This is a genomic window from Sphingobacterium deserti (genome assembly GCF_000757725.1).
Lineage (GTDB): Bacteria > Bacteroidota > Bacteroidia > Sphingobacteriales > Sphingobacteriaceae > Sphingobacterium > Sphingobacterium deserti.
Map to the genome: position 1 here is coordinate 1 of NZ_JJMU01000031.1, position 18,508 is coordinate 18,508.

The window sequence follows — 18,508 nt, forward strand, 5'->3', positions numbered from 1 at the left end:
ACAAAAGTAACGCCCTGTCCTGGCAAAGGACGGAAAGGTTTGAGCGAGGGACAATCCGTTTGAAAAGAAAAAAGTCCCCTTACAAAAGTAACGCCCTGTCCTGGCAAAGGACGGAAAGGTTTGAGCGAGGGACAATCCGTCTGAAAAGCAAAAATCCCCTTACAAAAGTAACGCCCTGTCCTGGCAAAGGACGGAAAGGTTCGAGCGAGGGACGATCCGTTTGAAAAGCAATAAAAAACCCCTTCGATTCGTATCGAAGGGGTTTTCAAACTACTTATATAAAATCCTAAACTTTATGGTATTATCGATCTGCTTGAGCTGCTTCAACAAATTCTTATCGTAAGCAGCATGTATATCGGTCACAGCATAGCCAATATCCCCTTTTGTCATCAAAAATTGAGAGATGATATTGATGTCATTTTCTGCATACACATTATTGATCTGGGCCATAATGCCGGGAACATTTTGATGGATGTGGAGCAGGCGGTGAGCTTGCATGAGCCTTGGTAACGTCAAGTTTGGGAAGTTACGACTCATGTAGGTGTCTCCGTTGTTGATGAAGTCTGCCATTCGGCGCGGAATAAATTCGGAGTTACGTTTCTTGTTCTTTTTATCGTCGAAAACGACGATACCTTTTTCCGTACAAATTTCCTTGCTGACGTTTCCTTTAACATCACCTAAATAACCAATAGTTTTGAGCTTGTCAGCCCGTTCAAGCTGTTCGTCGAGGATCTTCACGCCATCGGCTACCAACAGCATGCCGACATCTTTGACGTATTTTTCTTCAAAGGTTTCCTTTGTGCGCACAGAAAACCCGTCGCGTTTGAGAATATGTACGGCTATTTCCGGCACATCGCCAATAATTAAACAAAGGATACGGTTTTTGGGGTACGAAATTGCTCGTGGCAAATCGTTCACGTATAAAAACTCATCAAAGCTCGGTGTGATATGGTCCGCTTTTTCCGTAACGCTTTGTCTGGAGATGTTTTCGGTAAAGGCGAAAAATTTCTCAATAAGACCGGATTCCTTCAGCTGAAAATCAGAGTAGCCGTCGCCGATTCCGAAGATACGACCATCGATATTGAGCGCTCGAAGTAGCTTAACCTTTCCTCCTTCGTCCGATAGCGGGTTGCTGTCATCGTAACCAATAATATTTCCTTCGTCGTCAAACTTAAACGTATTGGCGTAGATATTTTCTTTTTTTATGTGGTAGGGTGTTACCACAGGCGTGATAAACTCTTTAAATCCGCCCGAAACGATCCATGCGGTATCTTCATTTTTTTTGAAAAATTCCTTGTTTCGCCCAAATGACAAGGATACTTTCTTTTTCAAATGGGAAACTAACTTGTTTAGGTGTGATTTGTTTGCATTCAATAATTGCACGCGCCCCGTCAAGCTCTCCCGAAAAGAGATTTTGCCTTCCATAGCAAGATTTGTATAGTCTTCGATCTTCTGATAGATCTCCTCTCTATCGGGATGATCTTTTAATGATATGCGAGCTAATTCATCCAGTGCTTCGACTTGTGTAAAGGTACTATCGAAATCGATGATATAGTAATTTTTCACAGTAGTTCAGTTTGATTTATGGTGTTAGGATTTAGTGCAAGACTTATTTCCTTCAAAGTTACGTCAACAGGCTTAAAGATGTATCCTGTGGTGTCGGTGATCTTTTGATTCGAATAGGCTAGTTTTGAGGCCGCTGCTTTTGCGGCGTCGCGGGTTAAAGAAGGGCGCTCCCTTTTTATTAGTGCAATAAGCTTAGCTGCGCGCCAGGCAATGCTCAGCATAAAGGGCTTTGCTGCGACCGTTGGAGAAGGCTTGTTTAGAAGCTTCGAGATGCGTTCTAAAAGATCTTTGTTGGTGAGGTTTTCACTGTTCAGAATAAAACGTTCGCCAGAGATAGCTACTTGGTCCATGAGCACGATCATCACTTTAGCCACATCTTCCACATCCACGATGCCCACGGTACCTGGCGGATAGATTTTTAATCCTTTTTGCACCATATTGAAGATGACGCCGGAGCCTTTTGTGCCTGCTCCGATCCCCATGATAACAGATGGATTAACGATAACAGCGTCGAGCCCTTCAACGATGCCGCGCCAAACCTCCATCTCGCTTTCGTATTTTGACACAGCGTATTTTGAGTTCTCCGCGCCTTCGTCCCATTTACTACTTTCCGAAAGCAACTCCCCTCGCTTACTCACGCCAAGTGTTGCAATCGAGCTAACGTGGACTAAGCGTGCGCCGTGTTCAAGGCAGAGATTAACAATATGCTTAGTGCCTTCTATATTGGCATGCAGCATGGCTGCAAAGTCTTCCGGCTGGTAGGATATTTTGGCTGCACAATGGTACACCTGCGTAACACCGCCGAAGATATCGGATAACGTAAAATAATCCGTTATGTCGGCGTTGATCCATTGTATCAAAGAGGAAGAGCGCAAAGTTTCTGGGATCACCGAATGTTCGCGTTTGATGGCCACGACAGCCACACCTTGATCCGTTAATAATTTGATCAATGTTGATCCCAAAAAACCAGTTCCACCTGTTACAAATACCACTGCTGACTTAATTGTTGAAAGTTGTTCCTTCCAAAGATAGATTATTGTGATTTGCTATCCAAATCGTTTCGGTCTTATGAAGCCGGCTGTTTCTGCAGCTAATGGACGATTGATGAATAGTAATGTGATTCATCTTTGTGACGTATTACGAATAATCCTAACTATTGTTGATTAATTTTTCTTCAAAAAGCGAGCTAATAAATGCATATTTGTGAAGTTTGTATCCTATTTATACCAACATATTCTATGTCTTTAGCTGATTTTTTTTCGCCAATCTCAACACGTGAATTTTGTTCAGGCACCGATTTTTATAATTCGCAGTTTGGAAAGATTATCCAAGCTTACGAGCACACTTTCCCTGACCTTGATTCGCCGGATAATAAGCCGCAACTCGTAATTTTAGGCGTTGAGGAAGAGCGGGGTGCTGTCAATAATGCTGGTACAAAAAAATCCGCAAATGCCGTTCGCAAGCATCTTTACAATTTGTATCAAGGAGACTATAACGTACGTATAGCGGATTTAGGCAATATCCAGGCTGGCGCTACGATTCGGGATACCTATGTCGCCCTTAAAACCGTTGTTGAGGAACTTGTGAAGCAGGATATTCTACCGATCATTATCGGAGGTGGGCAAGATTTGACCTATGCGCAGTATACCGCCTACGAGGCCTTAGAGCAACGTGTAGAACTGGCTATCATCGATGCGAAATTTGATCTGGATCAAGACAATGCGGAGAATACATCTTTAAATTCCAATACCTACCTGAATCATATTATCTTACATCAACCCGACTATCTTTTCAACCTTAGTAATGTGGCCTATCAAACCTATTTGGTCAGTAAAGAATCGCTAAATATGTATGATAAGCTGTTTTTTAGCACCATGCGTATGGGGATGATGACAGGAAAGTTGGATCAAGCCGAGCCCTTGATACGTGCTGCAGATATACTAAGTTTTGATATTGGTGCAATACGGGCATCTGAAGCGCCTGGAAATGCGAATGCAAACCCGAATGGCTTATATGGCGATGAAGCCTGCCAGTTAACACGATATGCAGGGATGTCAGACAAATGTTCGTCCATCGGCTTCTACGAATATAACCCCACCTTTGATCCTATGGGGCACACCGGCAGTCTGGTAGCACAGATGATCTGGTGTTTTATTGACGGTTTCTATAACCGAAAAAACGATGCACCACTTATCCCCAAGTCCGCATACATCGTCTACCGAACAACATTGGAGAATGATGATTACGAGTTGGTGTTTGTGAAGAGCAAAAAATCTGACCGCTGGTGGATGCAAGTGCCGTATTTCGGGTCGAAATCTGTCAACGAGCGTTATTATTGGGTTCCTTGCAGGTATGAAGATTATCAGCAAGCCGTGGCAGGAGACATGCCCGACCTGTGGTGGAAAACACACCAAAAGTTGCAGTAAGACGAAGTGCTGAACAGTTCTCCTGCCGATCATGAGCAACGTGATTGGTGTTTATTATTATAGAAGTTTTTATGGAAATATTACTGATTGTAATTATCTGTGTTTTGGTAATTTTCATGCTATTATTGGTTCGCGCAAACGCAAGCAACGTCAGCAAAACCGAACATGAAAGGTTGGTTGAAATGCATAAGATTGCAGGTCTGGATCTTGCTAAAGTGCAGGAAAGAGAGCGTATGCTGGCTGAACAGCGTGTGCAGCAAGATGCTGCACTACAACGCGAGCGAAATGAGCGCGCAGCACTAGAAAGGACATTGGAGGCTACAAATGCATATTTGCAGGCACAGCAGGAAAAGTTTCAGGCGCAGCAGGCCGAGATGACGCGCTTACGCGAAGAATTTAATCTGCAATTTCAGCATATGGCCAACAGCATTTTGGAGGAAAAAACGCAGAAGTTTACCGCGGTGAACCAGCAGCAAATGGACCAGATTCTAACGCCGCTAAAAGAAAAAATCAAAACATTCGAAGAGAAGGTGGAACGGACCTATCAACACGAAGCGGCAGAAAGAAACGTTTTGAAAGGAGTTGTGGAGCAACTCATGCAACAAAGTCTACTGATAAAAAATGAAGCTAACAACCTAACCAGGGCGTTAAAAGGGGATACAAAAAAGCAGGGGAATTGGGGGGAAATTATACTAGAGCGTGTCTTGGAACGCTCGGGGCTGATTAAAGATCAAGAGTATACCTTGCAGTCGGTATTCAACGCTGAGGAGACCCGTAAAATTCCGGATGCGATTATTCTGCTTCCCGAAGAAAAGCACTTGGTCGTGGACTCCAAGATATCTTTGGTCGCTTATGAACGATGGGTTAATACGGAAGACGAGGTGGAGCAAGCAAAATTTCTGAAACAACATGTGCATTCTATTGAAAGCCATGTAAGGGATTTGGCTACGAAGAATTACCACGATATATACGGCATACATTCGCCAGACTTTGTGCTACTTTTTATGCCTATTGAATCGGCATTAAGTGTTGCTGTTCGCGAAAAGCCCGATTTGTTTTCCGAAGCGTGGGATCGCAGGGTCGTCATTGTCAGTCCATCTACACTGCTGGCTACACTGCGCACCATAGCCAGCATTTGGGTACAGGAAAGACAAAACAGAAATGTATTGGAAATTGCGAAGGAAGCTGGCGCACTGTACGATAAATTTGTGGGCTTTCTAACGGATATGCAGCAAATCGAGGTCCACTTGCAGCGCGCTGGAGAAAAACATCAGGAGGCAATGAAAAAATTATCCTCAGGGCCAGGCAACGTAGTGAGAAAGATAGAGAATCTGAAGAGCCTAGGTGCGAAAGCAAATAAACAAATCGACAATCGCTTTCTGGATTAAGAAAGCGATTGTTGGTTGCTCATGAAGGGGATTGATTCCCCACTTGCACCCTGCCATCAATATCCCGCGGCAAAGTCATCTCCCCGCGGATCTGCGCCGACCTGCAATTTTCCATTGGGTAAAACAATAATGTTTTCCATTCTACCCATCTTCCCGCGTTTGTGAATGGAATACCCGTCTCTCTCCAAGCTTTGCCGTACTTTCGTTGCAATAGCTCCTTCTTCAACATCTATCTGATCGGGCTTCCATTGATGGTGAAACCGTGGAGCCGACACCGAAGCCTGCGCATCCATATCAAATTCAAGGACGTTAAGGATGCCTTGGAAAACCGAGGTGATAATAGTTGATCCGCCAGGCGTGCCAATGACCATTTTCAATTTTCCGTTTTCCTCCACTATCGTCGGCGACATAGCGCTGAGCATCCGTTTTCCCGGTTGAATAGCGTTTGCCTTTCCGCCTAACAGTCCGTACATATTTGGCGTTCCCGGCTTTACTGAAAAGTCGTCCATTTCATTGTTCAACAAGAAGCCGGCACCATCTACCCAGACGCCGGCACCATAGGAGCCGTTTAACGTCGTCGTGAGTGAAACCGCGTTTCCTTTGTTGTCTACAATACTGAAATGCGTTGTTTCTTCCGATTCATAGCCCGGAAATTTTGCTGCTTTCACCTGATCACTCGGGGTTGCTTTCTGCAGGCTTACTTTCTGCATGCGCGCTTGATTGCGTGATTTGTTGGTAAGATATTCGGCAGGAACTTTATAGAAATCCGGATCTCCAAGATGTGTTGCCCGATCGGCGTAGATGCGTCGTTCTGCCTCGACCATAGCCCGTACAGTGCTATCCGCCTGAAATCCCCATTGTTTTAAAGGATATTTTTCTACAGATTGCAGAAGTGCCAGCACGGCGATTCCACCGCTTGATGGTGGCGGCATGGAAATTATGCTGTAGTTTTTGTAGCTGCCTACAATGGGTTGTCGCCAAACAGCACGGTAGTTTTCTAGATCGGCATGAGAGATTATGCCATTTCCTCTTTTCATTTCAGCAACGATAAGGTCGGCGGTTTCACCCCTGTAAAATCCAGCGCTTCCATTGTTCGCAATTCTTTTCAAGGTGTTCGCCAGTTGATTTTGTACAAAAACATCGCCCTGCGTCCACGGTTTTTCTCGAATGATTTCCGCTCCATTTTTGTTTAACTTTTTAAACCGATCCTGATGCCTGTTAAACTCTTTCGCTTGCTGTGTTGTTAACGGGAATCCTTTTTCTGCAAGTGCTATCGCCGGTTCGAGCAGCGTGGACCAAGCTAACGATCCAAATTTCTTGTGCGCCTCTTCCATGCCTGCCACAGAGCCGGGTACGCCAGCTGCAAGTTGCCCGTCCAGACTTAATTCTGTAATAGGTTCGCCTGCTTCATCAAGATACATGTCACGACCGGCCTTGCCAGGTGCTTTTTCCCGAAAATCCAATGACGTAGTTTCTCCTGTGTGGTCCCTATATATCATAAATCCGCCGCCGCCAATGTTTCCAGCATTTGGATAAACAACAGCTAGCGCAAACTGAACCGCTATAGCCGCGTCAACAGCGTTGCCATTCTTTTGCAAAATATCAACGCCAATTTGAGACGCTAAAGGGTGCGCTGTTACTACAGCCCCATTGGAAAATTCCTTGATTTTATTCGCTCCTTGATTGCTGTGCTGCACTTGGCAGGAGCTTATAAATAAGATAAATAAAAGTGGATAATACAGTTTCATATGCAAATAATGTGTTTTTTAAAGGCCATCTGCCAGGTGGCGGATCTTTCTTTATTCATCGGCGTTTGTGTTTCCAAATATGGACATTATACCTGATAAATATAGATTAAAACTCTCGTTCCTAAAAACCTGAGGCGATATGGCTCTGCGATTTTAAAGATATGGGTCGCATTGAACCTTTGCGAAAAGACCGTTTCTTGCTAGAAGTTTGCTAACTTTAAATGATCTACAGGTAAATTATGAAATCTAAATGAAGAATAGATGAAAAGCATTGTTGTGACTCTCACCCTTTTATTTGGCTTCGCCGCGGTTTATGGGCAGCGCGTGCAAGTAATGTCTTATAATATCCACCACGGAAACCCACCCGATAAAGGTGATGTTATCGACCTTGAGCAAATAGCAAAGGTTATCCTGGAATCGGGTGCCGAGTTGGTCGGAATTCAAGAAGTGGATGTACGCGTGCCGCGCTCGCTATTTATTGATCAGGCACATAAACTTGCCGATCTCACAGGGATGTATTACTTTTTTTCTAAGGGAATTGATTTCGACGGGGGTGAATACGGCACACTTATACTGTCTAAATATAAGATTTTAGGCAATAGGCGATATGAACTTCCTATGCCGGTGCCTAGCGAGAATAGATCGTTGGCGATTGTAGATGTGGCTCTGCCAAGTGGTCAAATTCTGTCTTTCGCTAACACGCATCTGGATTTGAAACCGGAGAATAAACTTGCACAAGCAACCTACATCACGGAGATTGGTGATTGGTATGACAGGCCGTTGATTATCGTGGGTGATTTTAACGCAGAACCGGATAGCGAACCTTTGAAAGTTTTAGAAGCGTATTTCGCACGCAATACAACAACCAATACGGTTACTCATCCAAATCAAAATCCCTCCTCGGAAATTGACTATATTATGGTCGGTAAGCATTGCCGCTTTTCTTGGAAAACGTACAAGACCATAGCAACAGATGCGTCTGATCATCTTCCGGTGTTTGCTGAAATAGAGTTTAAATAGGGCCAGTCCATACGTCGGTCTTTAAAAACTTTATGACTTTAGCTTTTCATTATTTTTATGCCTGTCAGCATCTCGGATGGATTTCTTTTCGAGGTTTTTAAGCAGGGCATCGTGGAGGTCGATACCCGTTTGGTTGGCCAGGCATATCAACACGAAGAAGACGTCTGCCATCTCATCGGCAAGGTTCACCGCTTCGTCTGACTTTTTGAAAGATTGCTCGCCATACTGCCGCGCCATAATGCGTGCAACTTCGCCAACTTCTTCCATAAGTATGGCTGTATTTGTTAGCTCATTAAAATAACGAATGCCTGTACTATTGATCCATTTGTCAACTATCTCTTGTGCTTCCTTGATGGTCATGATATAAGTAATGTTAGTTGTTAAAAGTTATCCTTGTCTTTTGTGTTCATCATGATCGTGACGGGACCATCGTTTCGCAGATCGATCTTCATATCTGCTCCAAAAATTCCCATTTGAACTTCGTTGCCTAACAGCTCTCCCAAATATGTACCCATATCTCGGTATAATGGTTCAGCCTTATCGGGGCGGGCAGCTCGGATAAACGATGGGCGATTTCCTTTTTTCGTTTGCGCAAACAGGGTGAATTGGGAGATCAATAGAATTTGTCCGCCAATGTCTTTAACAGATCGATTCATCAATCCGTTTTCGTCGGAAAAAATTCGAAGGTTGACCAGCTTTTGCCCAAGCCACTCCATATCCTGCTCGCTGTCATCCTCCTCCACGCCTAACAATACCAGTAGCCCATTTTCAATTTTGCCGGTGCAAACGCTGTCCACCGTACAACTTGCTTGTGTGACCCTCTGTACAACTGCTCTCATGGTTTGCAAAGTAGAAATTAAAAAGTAAAAATTAAAAAGTCAAAATTCAAAATTCAAAAGTGACAATTCAAAAGTAAGAAGTCAAAAGTGATAATTTCAAAAGAGTCAAGTAAGAAGTCAAAAAAATTCAAAAGTTACGATTCAACAATTAAAACCTAACATTCAATCCAAAAAGGAAATTTGTTTCTGCTTGCGGATAGTAGGCATTTCCAAAAACTCTGGAACCATCTGCTTGGGCTATTCCGCCGTAGGTATATCCGTGCGATTCGTACTTCTCATTGAAAATATTGTTTATCGCTAAGTTGGCGTCGATGTTTTCAATATTCCACAGGGAGAAGCTATAACGTAGGCGTAGATTACTAACAAAAAACGGATCGACACTTCGCTCGCGACTGCTCGTATTATCAAGATATTGACGTGATACATACTTGCTTGCTAAACTGAATTCTAATGGTGTGATAGGGGTATAAGACAACTCATTGGAAAGAATGACAGCTGGTGAAAAGGAAATGTTTGTGGATCGGTATACATTCGTTACTTGCGGTGCATCTGTAGGATCCCAGTTATCATCTAGTATGCTGAGGTACTCGGTGTAATTTTTAATTTTATTTTCGCTGATGCCGGCAGTGGCTTTCCATTGAAAGTGTCTTGAAATCTTCCAGGCACCGTCAAATTCAAAGCCTATGCGGTAACTGTCCGGAACGTTTTCCCGAATGGAGCCGCCGACGTCATTGATTTCACCCGTAAGGACTAGTTGATCTTTGTAAAACATACCATATAAATTGGCACCGATATTTATATTTTCTTTTCGCAGACGGTAGCCTGCTTCGATATTATGCATCTTTTCGGCAATTGGTCTTGCATTAGCGGAAGACGCAACATAGTCATCACGAACTGGTTCTTTGCTACCATAAGCGTAGGAGCTGTAGAGTGTCGCACTCGGTGAAAGAATATACGTAGCACCTAGCTTTGGATTGAAGAAATGATGTTTCACGTTGACGTCAGACAGTATTCTGTTGTGGTCAAACCCTTCAAATGTATAGTCAACAAAACGATATTGTAAGTCTGTATAAAGATTGAAAGCGCCAAATTTACCATTCCACTTGCCATAAAAATTGACGTCATTTTTCTCTGCATCATTAAAGTAATACTTATCGCCCAATCGGCTATCTGATGCGTATCGAGCCCATATCACTTTGCCATAATGGTCACCACGGTATTGATTTGCGCCACCACCTATAATCAGGCTATGGTTTTCGTTAAGCTTATGGTTTACTGAAAAAACAGTTCCATAAAAATAATTATCCAACCAGCGTTGACGTATTAGATCAGTGGTATTGATCGTTGTATCGGTATTGATGATGGGTGTTAAACCGTATGTGCTAAAGTTATCATCTCCCCGGTATTCTTCATAATATCCCTTTCCACGCGTATAGTGCAAGGCAACGTTAAGCGTGGTATTAGCTGTAGTAAAATAATTATAATGGAGATGATGATGTGTCTGTGTGTAATTATCTGTTTGATTTTCGTAATCAAATCCGTTGTAGCGACGGTTTGTTTCCAGTAACTCTTCCGGCACGCCGTCCCATGCTTGGAAGGTTTTCTCCTTTCCAGAGAAAATGGTTGCTTTTAACTGATGCTTGTCTCCATAATAGCCTGCGTCTACATAAAATGACTTCAAATCCGAGGTCGCCTTATCAATGTAACCGTCCGAGCTGATGCGTGATAAGCGGGCGTTAAAAGCGAATTTATCGTTTATAAGTCCTGTGCCAAGTTTCACGGTGTTTTTCCAAGTGTTGTATGAACCAAAGGTGTTATTTAGTTCGGCGTAAGGTGTTGTTTCCAATGCGTCGGACTGCATGTTTAGCGACGCACCAAAAGCACCTGCGCCATTCGTGGATGTGCCTATGCCGCGCTGGATTTGAATGCTCTGCGTGCTTGAAGCAAAATCGGGAAGGTTCACGAAAAATGAACCCATACTTTCCGCGTCGTTCAGAGGGATGCCGTTTAATGTAACATTAATACGTTGGCTATTAGATCCGCGGATCGTCATGTTTGTGTATCCAACCCCCGCGCCGGCATCAGATCCGACAACGACGGACGGTGTTTGATCTATCAAGTAGGGGATATCCTGCCCTAAATTTAAGCGGTTAAGTTCTTCTTTCGAGATGTTTTTATACGTTGTCGCGGAATTTTCCGGTGCGCGGGTCGCCATCACCTGTACTTCGCCTGTTAATCGTTGGTCGGGTTGCAGCACGACGTGAACGGTGTTTTCCTGCGTTGGGTTAACGTATTTTGAATAAGAGCCAAAGCCAATGTGGCGAACCTTTAAGGTGCCAGCTTGCGGGCCGAGCTGTGGAAATGTCACGATTCCATCTTGATTAGAGGATTTTGTGATGCCTTGAAACTCAACCGATGCACCAGGAAGGGGCTTTTGTTCGAAGGTTTGGACCGAAACGCGCAGTTGCGTTTGGGCAAATGTCATGAATGTGCAAACGATCAATGCTAGAGTAACCAATCCATTCTTTACCATAAAAATTGATATTAATAAAAGTTAAACTGACTATTATCAGGGGCTATTAATAGCGGTCTCATTTAACTAACCTTTTCCCTCCGCCAGCATTACCTGGATCAGGTGCGTTCCGCAATAAAGCGAAACTGGGTATAATCTCAGCCTGTATTTGTGTTAAAAAACAAGGCACCCCTTTCGATGGCAACAAAAGTAAACATTAATTGTAGAAACACAAATTGTTAATCTTTTTTTTCAAAGGGGCTAAATGTAATTTTTAATTATCCTAACATGTTGTTTTTCGAATAAAATTTATAAATTAGCAAATGTATTTTCTTTATGTATGTTAAGAAAAGCCATTGACACGCATCAATGATTTCTTTTTATACACAAAAATTAAGTTTTGTAAATCGATGAGGTATATTTCAGCGAGTATAGTTGTCCCCGTAGTAGGGAACTTTTTGAAGAACGGCGTGGTCGCGATAGATGAGTCGGGGGTCGTTAAAGGAATTTACGAACAGAATGATGTTGCGGTTCTCGATGAGGAAAAAGAAGTTTATGAGGGTATTTTGATACCTGCATTTGTGAATGCGCACTGCCATATTGAGCTATCGCACATGTTAGACAAAACCCAAAAAGGGTTAGGGTTGCCACGCTTTCTTTCGGAAGTGATGAAGGGACGTGCCGCTGATGAAAGCGAAATTATGGGACAAATTGCGCTCGCTGACGAACTGATGTGGAAAAATGGCATTCAGGCAGTAGGTGATCACGTAAATACGCCATATTCGGCAGAGGTAAAGGCCCACAGTAAAATAGTCTACCATACCTTTGTGGAGATTATGGGTTTAAATAAGGAAGATATCCAACCGCGGATAGACGCTGCACGTGATACAGAATTTTACTTCGATGCAAATCACGCGTCTATCACGCCCCACGCGCCTTATTCCTGTTCCAAAGAGCTTTTCAAAGCGTTCAAGCGAGCCGTGAGCGAAGACAATATATTCAGCATACATAATCAAGAAAGCGACGAGGAGAATAAGCTGTTTCGTTATCGCGAAGGCGGATTTCTTGATTTTTACAAAGAAATGGGTTTTGACGCCGAAGGCTTTAAAGCGCAGGCTCGAAACTCCGTGCAATCTTATCTGCCACATCTGCCAAAGAATAATCGGCTAATTTTAGTGCATAATACCTTCACTTCCTTAAAGGACATCGACTTCATAAACCGTCAGGATAGGGATGTTTATTACTGTATCTGTCCCAAAGCCAATCTTTACATTGAAGGGAAACTGCCCAAGATACTGAATTTCATCCCTGATAGGGCCAAAATGGTATTGGGAACGGATAGCTTGGCATCTAATGACGGCTTGAGTATTTTAGAGGAGATGAAGGTGTTAGCCTCGCATTTTGAGCATTTGGATTTCTTACAACTGCTACAGTGGGCAACGATTAATGGCGCGAGAGCCTTGGGGTTAGAGGATGTTATGGGTTCTATTGAAGTGTCGAAGCGACCTGGGCTATTACTTTTGCAGGGAATGAATAATTTGCGCATTCATGATCGGGTGACATTGCAAAGAATCGCTTAGATTTCTTGGATTTTGTTCTGTACATTTGTGCTTCATGAAGCATTTAAATATAGAAGTTTATGGCAAGGTGCAAGGCGTTTATTACCGCCTAACCTGCAAAGCTGTAGCCGATCAGTTAGGGATTAAGGGATTTGTGATGAACCGACCTGATGGAAGCGTCTATATGGAAGCAGAAGGTGATCCTTTCGCTTTGGAAGAGTTGCTGGAGTTTTGCAAAGAAGGACCTGAGCGTGCTGAAGTAAAATCGCTTATGCAGGAAGAAGGCCCTCTTCGGGGCTTCAAGAATTTTGAGGTCGTAAAAAAAATCAAATAGCATACCGTGTCAGTAGTAAAAAGGTTTTTGGGTGATACAGCGATCTACGGCTTGTCCACGATCGTCTCACGTTTGCTCAACTTTGTTTTAACCCCTTTACTTATCAGTAAATTTCCGGCATCCGTATATGGCGTTTTCACAAATGTCTATTCGTGGGCGGCTTTAATCAATACTTTTTTGGCCTTCGGGATGGAGACGACTTACTTTCGCTATCTACAAAAAGTGGAGGCAGAAGATCGTCCTAAAGTATTTAACAATACCTTTCTAGTCACCTTGGTTACCGCCATGGTATTTGTCGGTTGCCTTCTCTTTTCCGACGATGCTATTGCAGGTTGGTTCGGAAGGAAAGGCCTACAATCTATCGCGGATTATAAAATGTATATTTTACTCATGGGGCTTACACTGGCGGCAGATGCTTTGGCGGTCGTCCCTTTTGCGAAGCTTAGGTCTCAAAATCGACCTATTCGCTATGCTGTGCTTAAATTATGCAATATTCTGGTATTCGTCTTTTTCAACCTCCTATTTCTAGTATTGATCCCAAAAGCTGCGGAGATAGGGATTTTACCGCAAGTAAATTTAGGGTGGTTTAGGGAAGGCTGGCTAGGCTATGTGTTTCTATCAAACTTGATAGCTAGTACAGTGACGCTCGTTATGCTCGTTCCTGAGATGAGGGGATTTCGGTTCCAGTGGGATAAGGGTATGCTGCAGTCCATGTTGTCCTATAGCTTTCCTATTTTCGTTGCCAATATTTCCTTCATTATTAATGAACATTTGGATAAAATATTGATGCCAAACTTGTTGCCAGAACAAATTGGCGAGCGGGATCTCGGAATTTATGGCGCTATTGCTAAAATAGCTGTCTTTCTTAGCATCTTTGTTCAGGCATTCCGTTTGGGTGCAGAGCCTTTTTTCTTTTCTTATGCGAAGCATGAAAATGCACGTAAAACCTATGCACTCATTATGGAGTACTTTGTTATCGCCATGATGTTCGTTATGGTTGGTTTATCCATGAATATTGAATGGCTGAAATATTTTATCAAAGGCGGTACTGAGGCAGAGATTGCACAGTATTGGTCTGGACTGGCTTATATACCTATTATACTTTTTAATTATGTGCTTTTGGGTATCTATATGAATCTTTCGGTATGGTACAAGCTTTCTGATCAAACGAGGTACGGACTCTATATTTCGGGAATAGGAGCTTTAACGACGATGGTTCTCTGTTATTATGCCATACCCCGTTGGAGCTATGTAGGGGCAATCTTCGTTACGACAGCTACCTATGTACTCATGGTCGCTTTGTCATACTTTTGGGGACAGAAAAACTATGTTATCCCTTATAATGTTAGGAAAATTTTGACGCACCTCTTTGTTGGCAGTGCCTTGGTGGTCGTTAATTTTACATTCTTGGATCGAAGTATATGGTGGGGAAATGCGTTATTAGTCTTCTACCTTTTATTGATACTGCTGGCAGAGCGAAAATTTATACAAAGAGTCCTTCGACTTTAAAGCTGATTTATTTGGAGAGGATGAATAGGAATTTTTGGTATCCTAAACGACCTCTTCCGCAAACTTATCGCTGATCTCTTCTAATACCTCCAATATATCGTGCTGGTTTTGTAGTCCGACAAGCTGCATCCGGTATTCTTTAAAGTTGGGGATACCTTTGAAATAATTTGCGTAGTGTCTGCGCATTTCGAAAATCCCGGTCTTGTCGCCTTTCCATTCGATAGACTTCGTTAAATGCGTTTTACAAACATCTACACGCTCTGCGATAGTTGGCCCTTCTAGGCGTTCGCCAGTTTGAAAAAAATGTTTAATTTCTCGGAATATCCACGGGTAGCCAATTGATGCGCGACCGATCATGATGCCATCAACTTCAAATTCCTGTCGCCAGGCTGCCGCTTTCTCCACGGAATCCACATCGCCATTTCCAAAGATCGGTATTTTGACGCGCGGGTTTTGCTTCACGTCTCGGATCATGCTCCAGTCCGCTTGCCCCTTATACATTTGTGCGCGTGTACGTCCGTGGATAGCGAGAGCCTTGATGCCGATGTCTTGCAAGCGCTCCGCAACTTCGTAGATGTTTTTTGTGTTGTCATCCCAACCGAGTCTGGTTTTAACCGTCACGGGAAGATGCGTCGCGTCCACAACGGCTTTCGTCATGGCAACCATTTTATCAATGTCTTGAAGTAGGGAGGAACCCGCCCCTTTACAAACCACATTTTTTACGGGGCAGCCGTAGTTGATGTCTATAAGATCCGGATTTGCGAGTGTGCATATTTCAGCAGATTGGCGCATGTGCTCGATGTCTGAACCGAAAATTTGTATGCCGATAGGTCGCTCGTACTCAAAAATATCCAGCTTTTGTCGTGATTTGGCAGCGTCGCGAATAAGCCCTTCCGATGATATAAACTCTGTATACATCATATCGACACCATTTTTCTTACACACATAACGGAATGGAGGATCACTTACGTCTTCCATAGGAGCCAACAATAGCGGAAACTCACCCAGATCAATATGCTCACCAATCTTAACAGCCATCTTCTCAATTTTTTACAAAGGTACTAAAAAATAGAAAATGAGTAGGGTAGGGAATTACCCTTGTTTAAAGCTGCAATCATTTAAGTGATCATCCACCATACCCACGGCTTGCATGTAAGCGTAGCATATTGTTGTTCCGAAAAACTTAATACCGCGTTTTTTAAGGTCTTTGGCTATCGCGTCAGATTCTGCGCTATGTGTTGCGGCGGATTTCATATCGGGTAGCGCGTTGACCATACGTTTTTTATCGGGCATAAAACTATAGAGATATTGGTAGAACGATCCGAATTCCTTTTGAATAGCGATAAAGACTTGGGCATTTTTCACTGTTGCTTCGATTTTTCCCCGATGCCGAATAATGCTAGCATCAAGTACTAATTCTTCTATCTTGTTTTGATCAAATTGCGCCACTTCGTTGTAATCAAAATTGCTGAAGGCATTTCTGTAGCCCTCCCTTCGTCGGAGAATCGTAATCCAGCTTAATCCCGCTTGCGCGGATTCTAATACAAGAAATTCAAATAGTATACGATCAGATGTCACTTGTTTACCCCATTCTTCATCATGGTATTTGGTATAGAGGTCGTCCGTGCCGCACCACGGACAGCGGATCAGTTCAGCATGCTTCATGTTTTCTTTTTTGCTTAATAATATTATCCTAACTTTACGCCAAAATAAGTAATTTTTTGCATGTATTGGTTGAAGCGCATTCTAATCACTGGTCTATTTTTTTTGTCGGTTTTACCGGGCATTTGTCAGTCGGATTCGCTACAAACAACGAACAGCGCGGATAGCGTTATGATGCAGGAAATAGACACTTTTAACTACATCTATCCGCCCGACGATCGGCCGCATCAGCTTTTACAGCGTTTGCTCGCTGGTATCCAGACCCGAAGTGTAGATTTCGAAAAAAGCTTATCCTATATGCGTGGCGAGGATAGTGAAGTGCCGACAGCAATGGGAACACAAAAGATCAGCCGCCCGGCATGGATACTCGGCAGTGTGTTTGTCCTTTTTTTTGCAGTAGGTCTAGTTAGAATTCTGTTTCCTGGAGATTTTACCATGATTGTGCAGGCCTATTATAATGAACGCACCCTGCAGCAAATTAGTAAAGAGGATAATATGCTCACCTCGTGGCCTTACATATTGCTCTATCTAATTTTTAGCCTCGCTTTAGGCTTATTTATTGTGCTGGTAGAATCATCGTTCTTGCACCACGATGTATTGAATTGGTCGAACTACTTGCGCACGACAGTGATCGTTGCCGTTTTATTTGTTTTGAAGATTTTATTAATACGTTTTATATCGTTTGTTTTTGAAATCGGCCGGTTGGTAAGAGAATATGTTACGGTTTTGTATTTGGTGTATTTCAATAGTATGTTATTTTTAATGCCCATTCTTTTAGCCGTAACGCTGATCCCCGCAAACTATTTTAAATTTGTGTTAATTTTGTTTAGCGTGGTGGCGTCTATCTTATTTATTTACAGGTTTTTGAGAACAGCTCTTCGTCTTTTTGGAAATCTTAAGTTTTCAATTTTTTATTTAATTCTGTATCTTTGCGCACTCGAAGTAGCGCCGATTTTGATATTGGTTAAAACACTGAGCAATTAAAAAAATTGAATATGCAAGTAGATGTAGCAAGAGCCAAGAAGGTAAAAAGCATTTTAGTTACGTTGCCAAAACCCGAAAATGATAAGTCTCCATATTTCACATTGGCTGAGAAATACAACTTAAAGCTTGATTTTAGAGGTTTTATCCATGTGGAAGGTGTGCCAGCGAAGGACGTTCGCAAAGAGAAAGTAAATTTTGCTGATTTCTCTGCCGTTATCTTTACCAGTAAAAATGCGGTTGACCACTTCTTCCGTGTTTGTGAAGAAATGCGCTACGAGGTATCATCAGAAATGAAATATTTCTGTATATCAGAAACAATCGCCCTTTATCTTCAAAAATATATTCAGTACCGTAAACGTAAGATCTTCTTTGGAAAGCAGACCGCGAAAGATCTGGAAGAGGTTTTGAAAAAACATAGCAAAGAGAAGTTTTTGTTTCCTTGCTCAGATGTTGCAAATGAAGAAACGCAAAAGTGGCTACAAGACAATGGGTATGACTTTACGCCAGCTGTTTTGTTTCGCACCGTAATCAGCGACATACAGGATCTTGAGAATGTGTTTTATGATGTTATTGTATTCTTCAGTCCCTCAAGCGTACAATCTTTGTATGAGAATTTCCCTGACTTTAAACAAAACAACACGCGTGTTGCAGCGTTCGGAGCGACAACGCAACAAGAATTGTTAAAACATGATTTGATATTGGATATTCCAGCTCCTACGCCAGAAGCGCCAAGTATGACGATGGCTGTAGAACAATACATCAAGCAAGTCAATAAATAGACATTAAAAAGAGAGCTGCAGAACGTAGCTCTCTTTTTCGTTCATGCTATCTTAAGCGCGCATCCCGCCATATTGGTTCCTCGAAAGTTACGCCGAGGAGCAGTCCAAGCACGCTACCCTGCAGCTACTAAACAGTCGTGATTACAATCTATCCCTGTTCCGCTTTTCATTATAATTTCCAG

16 protein-coding genes are annotated in these 18,508 nt (G+C 42.8%); 8 read left to right on the top strand and 8 right to left on the bottom strand.

Annotated elements, in window-relative coordinates:
- Positions 1-270: 270 nt before the first annotated feature.
- Entirely contained in the window at positions 271-1,566 is a 1,296-nt protein-coding gene (locus DI53_RS10275) for an HAD-IB family phosphatase (protein ID WP_037498697.1), read from the bottom strand.
- The gene (locus DI53_RS10280) at positions 1,563-2,558 is read right to left on the bottom strand and encodes an NAD-dependent epimerase/dehydratase family protein (protein ID WP_037498700.1); all 996 of its coding nucleotides are present in this window, start codon (positions 2,556-2,558) and stop codon (positions 1,563-1,565) included. Before DI53_RS10280 ends, DI53_RS10275 begins: the two co-directional genes overlap by 4 nt.
- A 246-nt stretch (positions 2,559-2,804) precedes the next feature.
- On the opposite strand from DI53_RS10280, the gene DI53_RS10285 reads away from it, so the two are divergent.
- Together DI53_RS10285 and DI53_RS10290 are read left to right on the top strand one after the other, a co-directional pair.
- Positions 2,805-3,992, top strand: coding sequence for a formimidoylglutamase (locus DI53_RS10285; RefSeq protein ID WP_037498704.1), 1,188 nt, complete (start codon positions 2,805-2,807; stop codon positions 3,990-3,992).
- A 71-nt stretch (positions 3,993-4,063) separates the two neighbouring features.
- Positions 4,064-5,380: a DNA recombination protein RmuC gene (locus DI53_RS10290; RefSeq protein ID WP_037498705.1), complete on the top strand. Its 1,317-nt coding sequence runs from the start codon at positions 4,064-4,066 to the stop codon at positions 5,378-5,380.
- 56 nt (positions 5,381-5,436) lie between these two features.
- On the opposite strand, the gene ggt is transcribed toward DI53_RS10290, so the two are convergent.
- A complete protein-coding gene (gene ggt, locus DI53_RS10295; RefSeq protein WP_037498708.1) occupies positions 5,437-7,128 on the bottom strand; it encodes a gamma-glutamyltransferase in 1,692 nt (563 codons plus the stop codon).
- 261 nt (positions 7,129-7,389) lie between these two features.
- Between ggt and DI53_RS10300 the strand changes: the two genes are divergently transcribed.
- Positions 7,390-8,148, top strand: a complete 759-nt coding sequence (locus DI53_RS10300; protein ID WP_037498711.1) for an endonuclease/exonuclease/phosphatase family protein — start codon at positions 7,390-7,392, stop codon at positions 8,146-8,148.
- Between the two features lie 30 nt (positions 8,149-8,178).
- Here the strand turns inward: DI53_RS10300 and DI53_RS10305 are convergent, their stop codons facing one another.
- From DI53_RS10305 to DI53_RS10315, 3 genes are all read right to left on the bottom strand, one after another.
- Complete coding sequence (locus tag DI53_RS10305) at positions 8,179-8,508, bottom strand: nucleotide pyrophosphohydrolase (RefSeq protein ID WP_037498714.1); 330 nt, start codon at positions 8,506-8,508, stop codon at positions 8,179-8,181.
- 20 nt (positions 8,509-8,528) lie between these two features.
- The gene (gene dtd / locus DI53_RS10310) at positions 8,529-8,987 is read right to left on the bottom strand and encodes a D-aminoacyl-tRNA deacylase (protein WP_037498717.1); all 459 of its coding nucleotides are present in this window, start codon (positions 8,985-8,987) and stop codon (positions 8,529-8,531) included.
- 148 nt (positions 8,988-9,135) lie between these two features.
- The gene (locus DI53_RS10315; RefSeq protein ID WP_037498719.1) at positions 9,136-11,520 is read right to left on the bottom strand and encodes a TonB-dependent receptor; all 2,385 of its coding nucleotides are present in this window, start codon (positions 11,518-11,520) and stop codon (positions 9,136-9,138) included.
- Between the two features lie 389 nt (positions 11,521-11,909).
- On the opposite strand from DI53_RS10315, the gene DI53_RS10320 reads away from it, so the two are divergent.
- Genes DI53_RS10320 through DI53_RS10330 form a run of 3 tightly spaced genes read left to right on the top strand, consistent with a single transcriptional unit; the run spans position 11,910 to position 14,901 of the window.
- Positions 11,910-13,079, top strand: coding sequence for an amidohydrolase family protein (locus DI53_RS10320; protein ID WP_037498723.1), 1,170 nt, complete (start codon positions 11,910-11,912; stop codon positions 13,077-13,079).
- 34 nt (positions 13,080-13,113) lie between these two features.
- Positions 13,114-13,392 (top strand): acylphosphatase, encoded by a 279-nt coding sequence (locus DI53_RS10325; RefSeq protein WP_037498726.1) that lies wholly within the window; start codon positions 13,114-13,116, stop codon positions 13,390-13,392.
- 6 nt (positions 13,393-13,398) lie between these two features.
- The gene (locus tag DI53_RS10330) at positions 13,399-14,901 is read left to right on the top strand and encodes a lipopolysaccharide biosynthesis protein (protein ID WP_081939433.1); all 1,503 of its coding nucleotides are present in this window, start codon (positions 13,399-13,401) and stop codon (positions 14,899-14,901) included.
- Positions 14,902-14,943: 42 nt separating this feature from the next.
- Here DI53_RS10330 and dusB read toward each other — a convergent pair whose 3' ends face one another.
- On the bottom strand, positions 14,944-15,939 hold the full coding sequence (gene dusB / locus DI53_RS10335) for a tRNA dihydrouridine synthase DusB (RefSeq protein ID WP_037498729.1): 996 nt from the start codon (positions 15,937-15,939) through the stop codon (positions 14,944-14,946).
- Between the two features lie 54 nt (positions 15,940-15,993).
- Positions 15,994-16,566: a DNA-3-methyladenine glycosylase I gene (locus tag DI53_RS10340; protein WP_037498732.1), complete on the bottom strand. Its 573-nt coding sequence runs from the start codon at positions 16,564-16,566 to the stop codon at positions 15,994-15,996.
- Positions 16,567-16,626: 60 nt separating this feature from the next.
- On the opposite strand from DI53_RS10340, the gene DI53_RS10345 reads away from it, so the two are divergent.
- Both DI53_RS10345 and DI53_RS10350 read left to right on the top strand, forming a co-directional pair.
- The gene (locus tag DI53_RS10345; protein WP_037498735.1) at positions 16,627-17,547 is read left to right on the top strand and encodes a DUF4271 domain-containing protein; all 921 of its coding nucleotides are present in this window, start codon (positions 16,627-16,629) and stop codon (positions 17,545-17,547) included.
- An 11-nt stretch (positions 17,548-17,558) separates the two neighbouring features.
- The gene (locus DI53_RS10350) at positions 17,559-18,326 is read left to right on the top strand and encodes a uroporphyrinogen-III synthase (RefSeq protein ID WP_037498738.1); all 768 of its coding nucleotides are present in this window, start codon (positions 17,559-17,561) and stop codon (positions 18,324-18,326) included.
- The last annotated feature ends 182 nt before the right edge of the window (positions 18,327-18,508 follow it).

Excerpts from the sequence above, each read along its gene's own strand:
- DI53_RS10320 (WP_037498723.1), top strand. The coding sequence starts at position 11,910 with ATGAGGTATATTTCAGCGAGTATAGTTGTCCCCGTAGTAGGGAACTTT.
- DI53_RS10300 (WP_037498711.1), top strand. The coding sequence starts at position 7,390 with ATGAAAAGCATTGTTGTGACTCTCACCCTTTTATTTGGCTTCGCCGCG.
- DI53_RS10285 (WP_037498704.1), top strand. The coding sequence starts at position 2,805 with ATGTCTTTAGCTGATTTTTTTTCGCCAATCTCAACACGTGAATTTTGT.
- DI53_RS10325 (WP_037498726.1), top strand. The coding sequence starts at position 13,114 with ATGAAGCATTTAAATATAGAAGTTTATGGCAAGGTGCAAGGCGTTTAT.
- DI53_RS10290 (WP_037498705.1), top strand. The coding sequence starts at position 4,064 with ATGGAAATATTACTGATTGTAATTATCTGTGTTTTGGTAATTTTCATG.
- DI53_RS10315 (WP_037498719.1), bottom strand. The coding sequence starts at position 11,520 with ATGGTAAAGAATGGATTGGTTACTCTAGCATTGATCGTTTGCACATTC.
- dtd (WP_037498717.1), bottom strand. The coding sequence starts at position 8,987 with ATGAGAGCAGTTGTACAGAGGGTCACACAAGCAAGTTGTACGGTGGAC.
- DI53_RS10350 (WP_037498738.1), top strand. The coding sequence starts at position 17,559 with ATGCAAGTAGATGTAGCAAGAGCCAAGAAGGTAAAAAGCATTTTAGTT.
- dusB (WP_037498729.1), bottom strand. The coding sequence starts at position 15,939 with ATGGCTGTTAAGATTGGTGAGCATATTGATCTGGGTGAGTTTCCGCTA.
- DI53_RS10345 (WP_037498735.1), top strand. The coding sequence starts at position 16,627 with ATGTATTGGTTGAAGCGCATTCTAATCACTGGTCTATTTTTTTTGTCG.
- DI53_RS10340 (WP_037498732.1), bottom strand. The coding sequence starts at position 16,566 with ATGAAGCATGCTGAACTGATCCGCTGTCCGTGGTGCGGCACGGACGAC.
- DI53_RS10305 (WP_037498714.1), bottom strand. The coding sequence starts at position 8,508 with ATGACCATCAAGGAAGCACAAGAGATAGTTGACAAATGGATCAATAGT.
- ggt (WP_037498708.1), bottom strand. The coding sequence starts at position 7,128 with ATGAAACTGTATTATCCACTTTTATTTATCTTATTTATAAGCTCCTGC.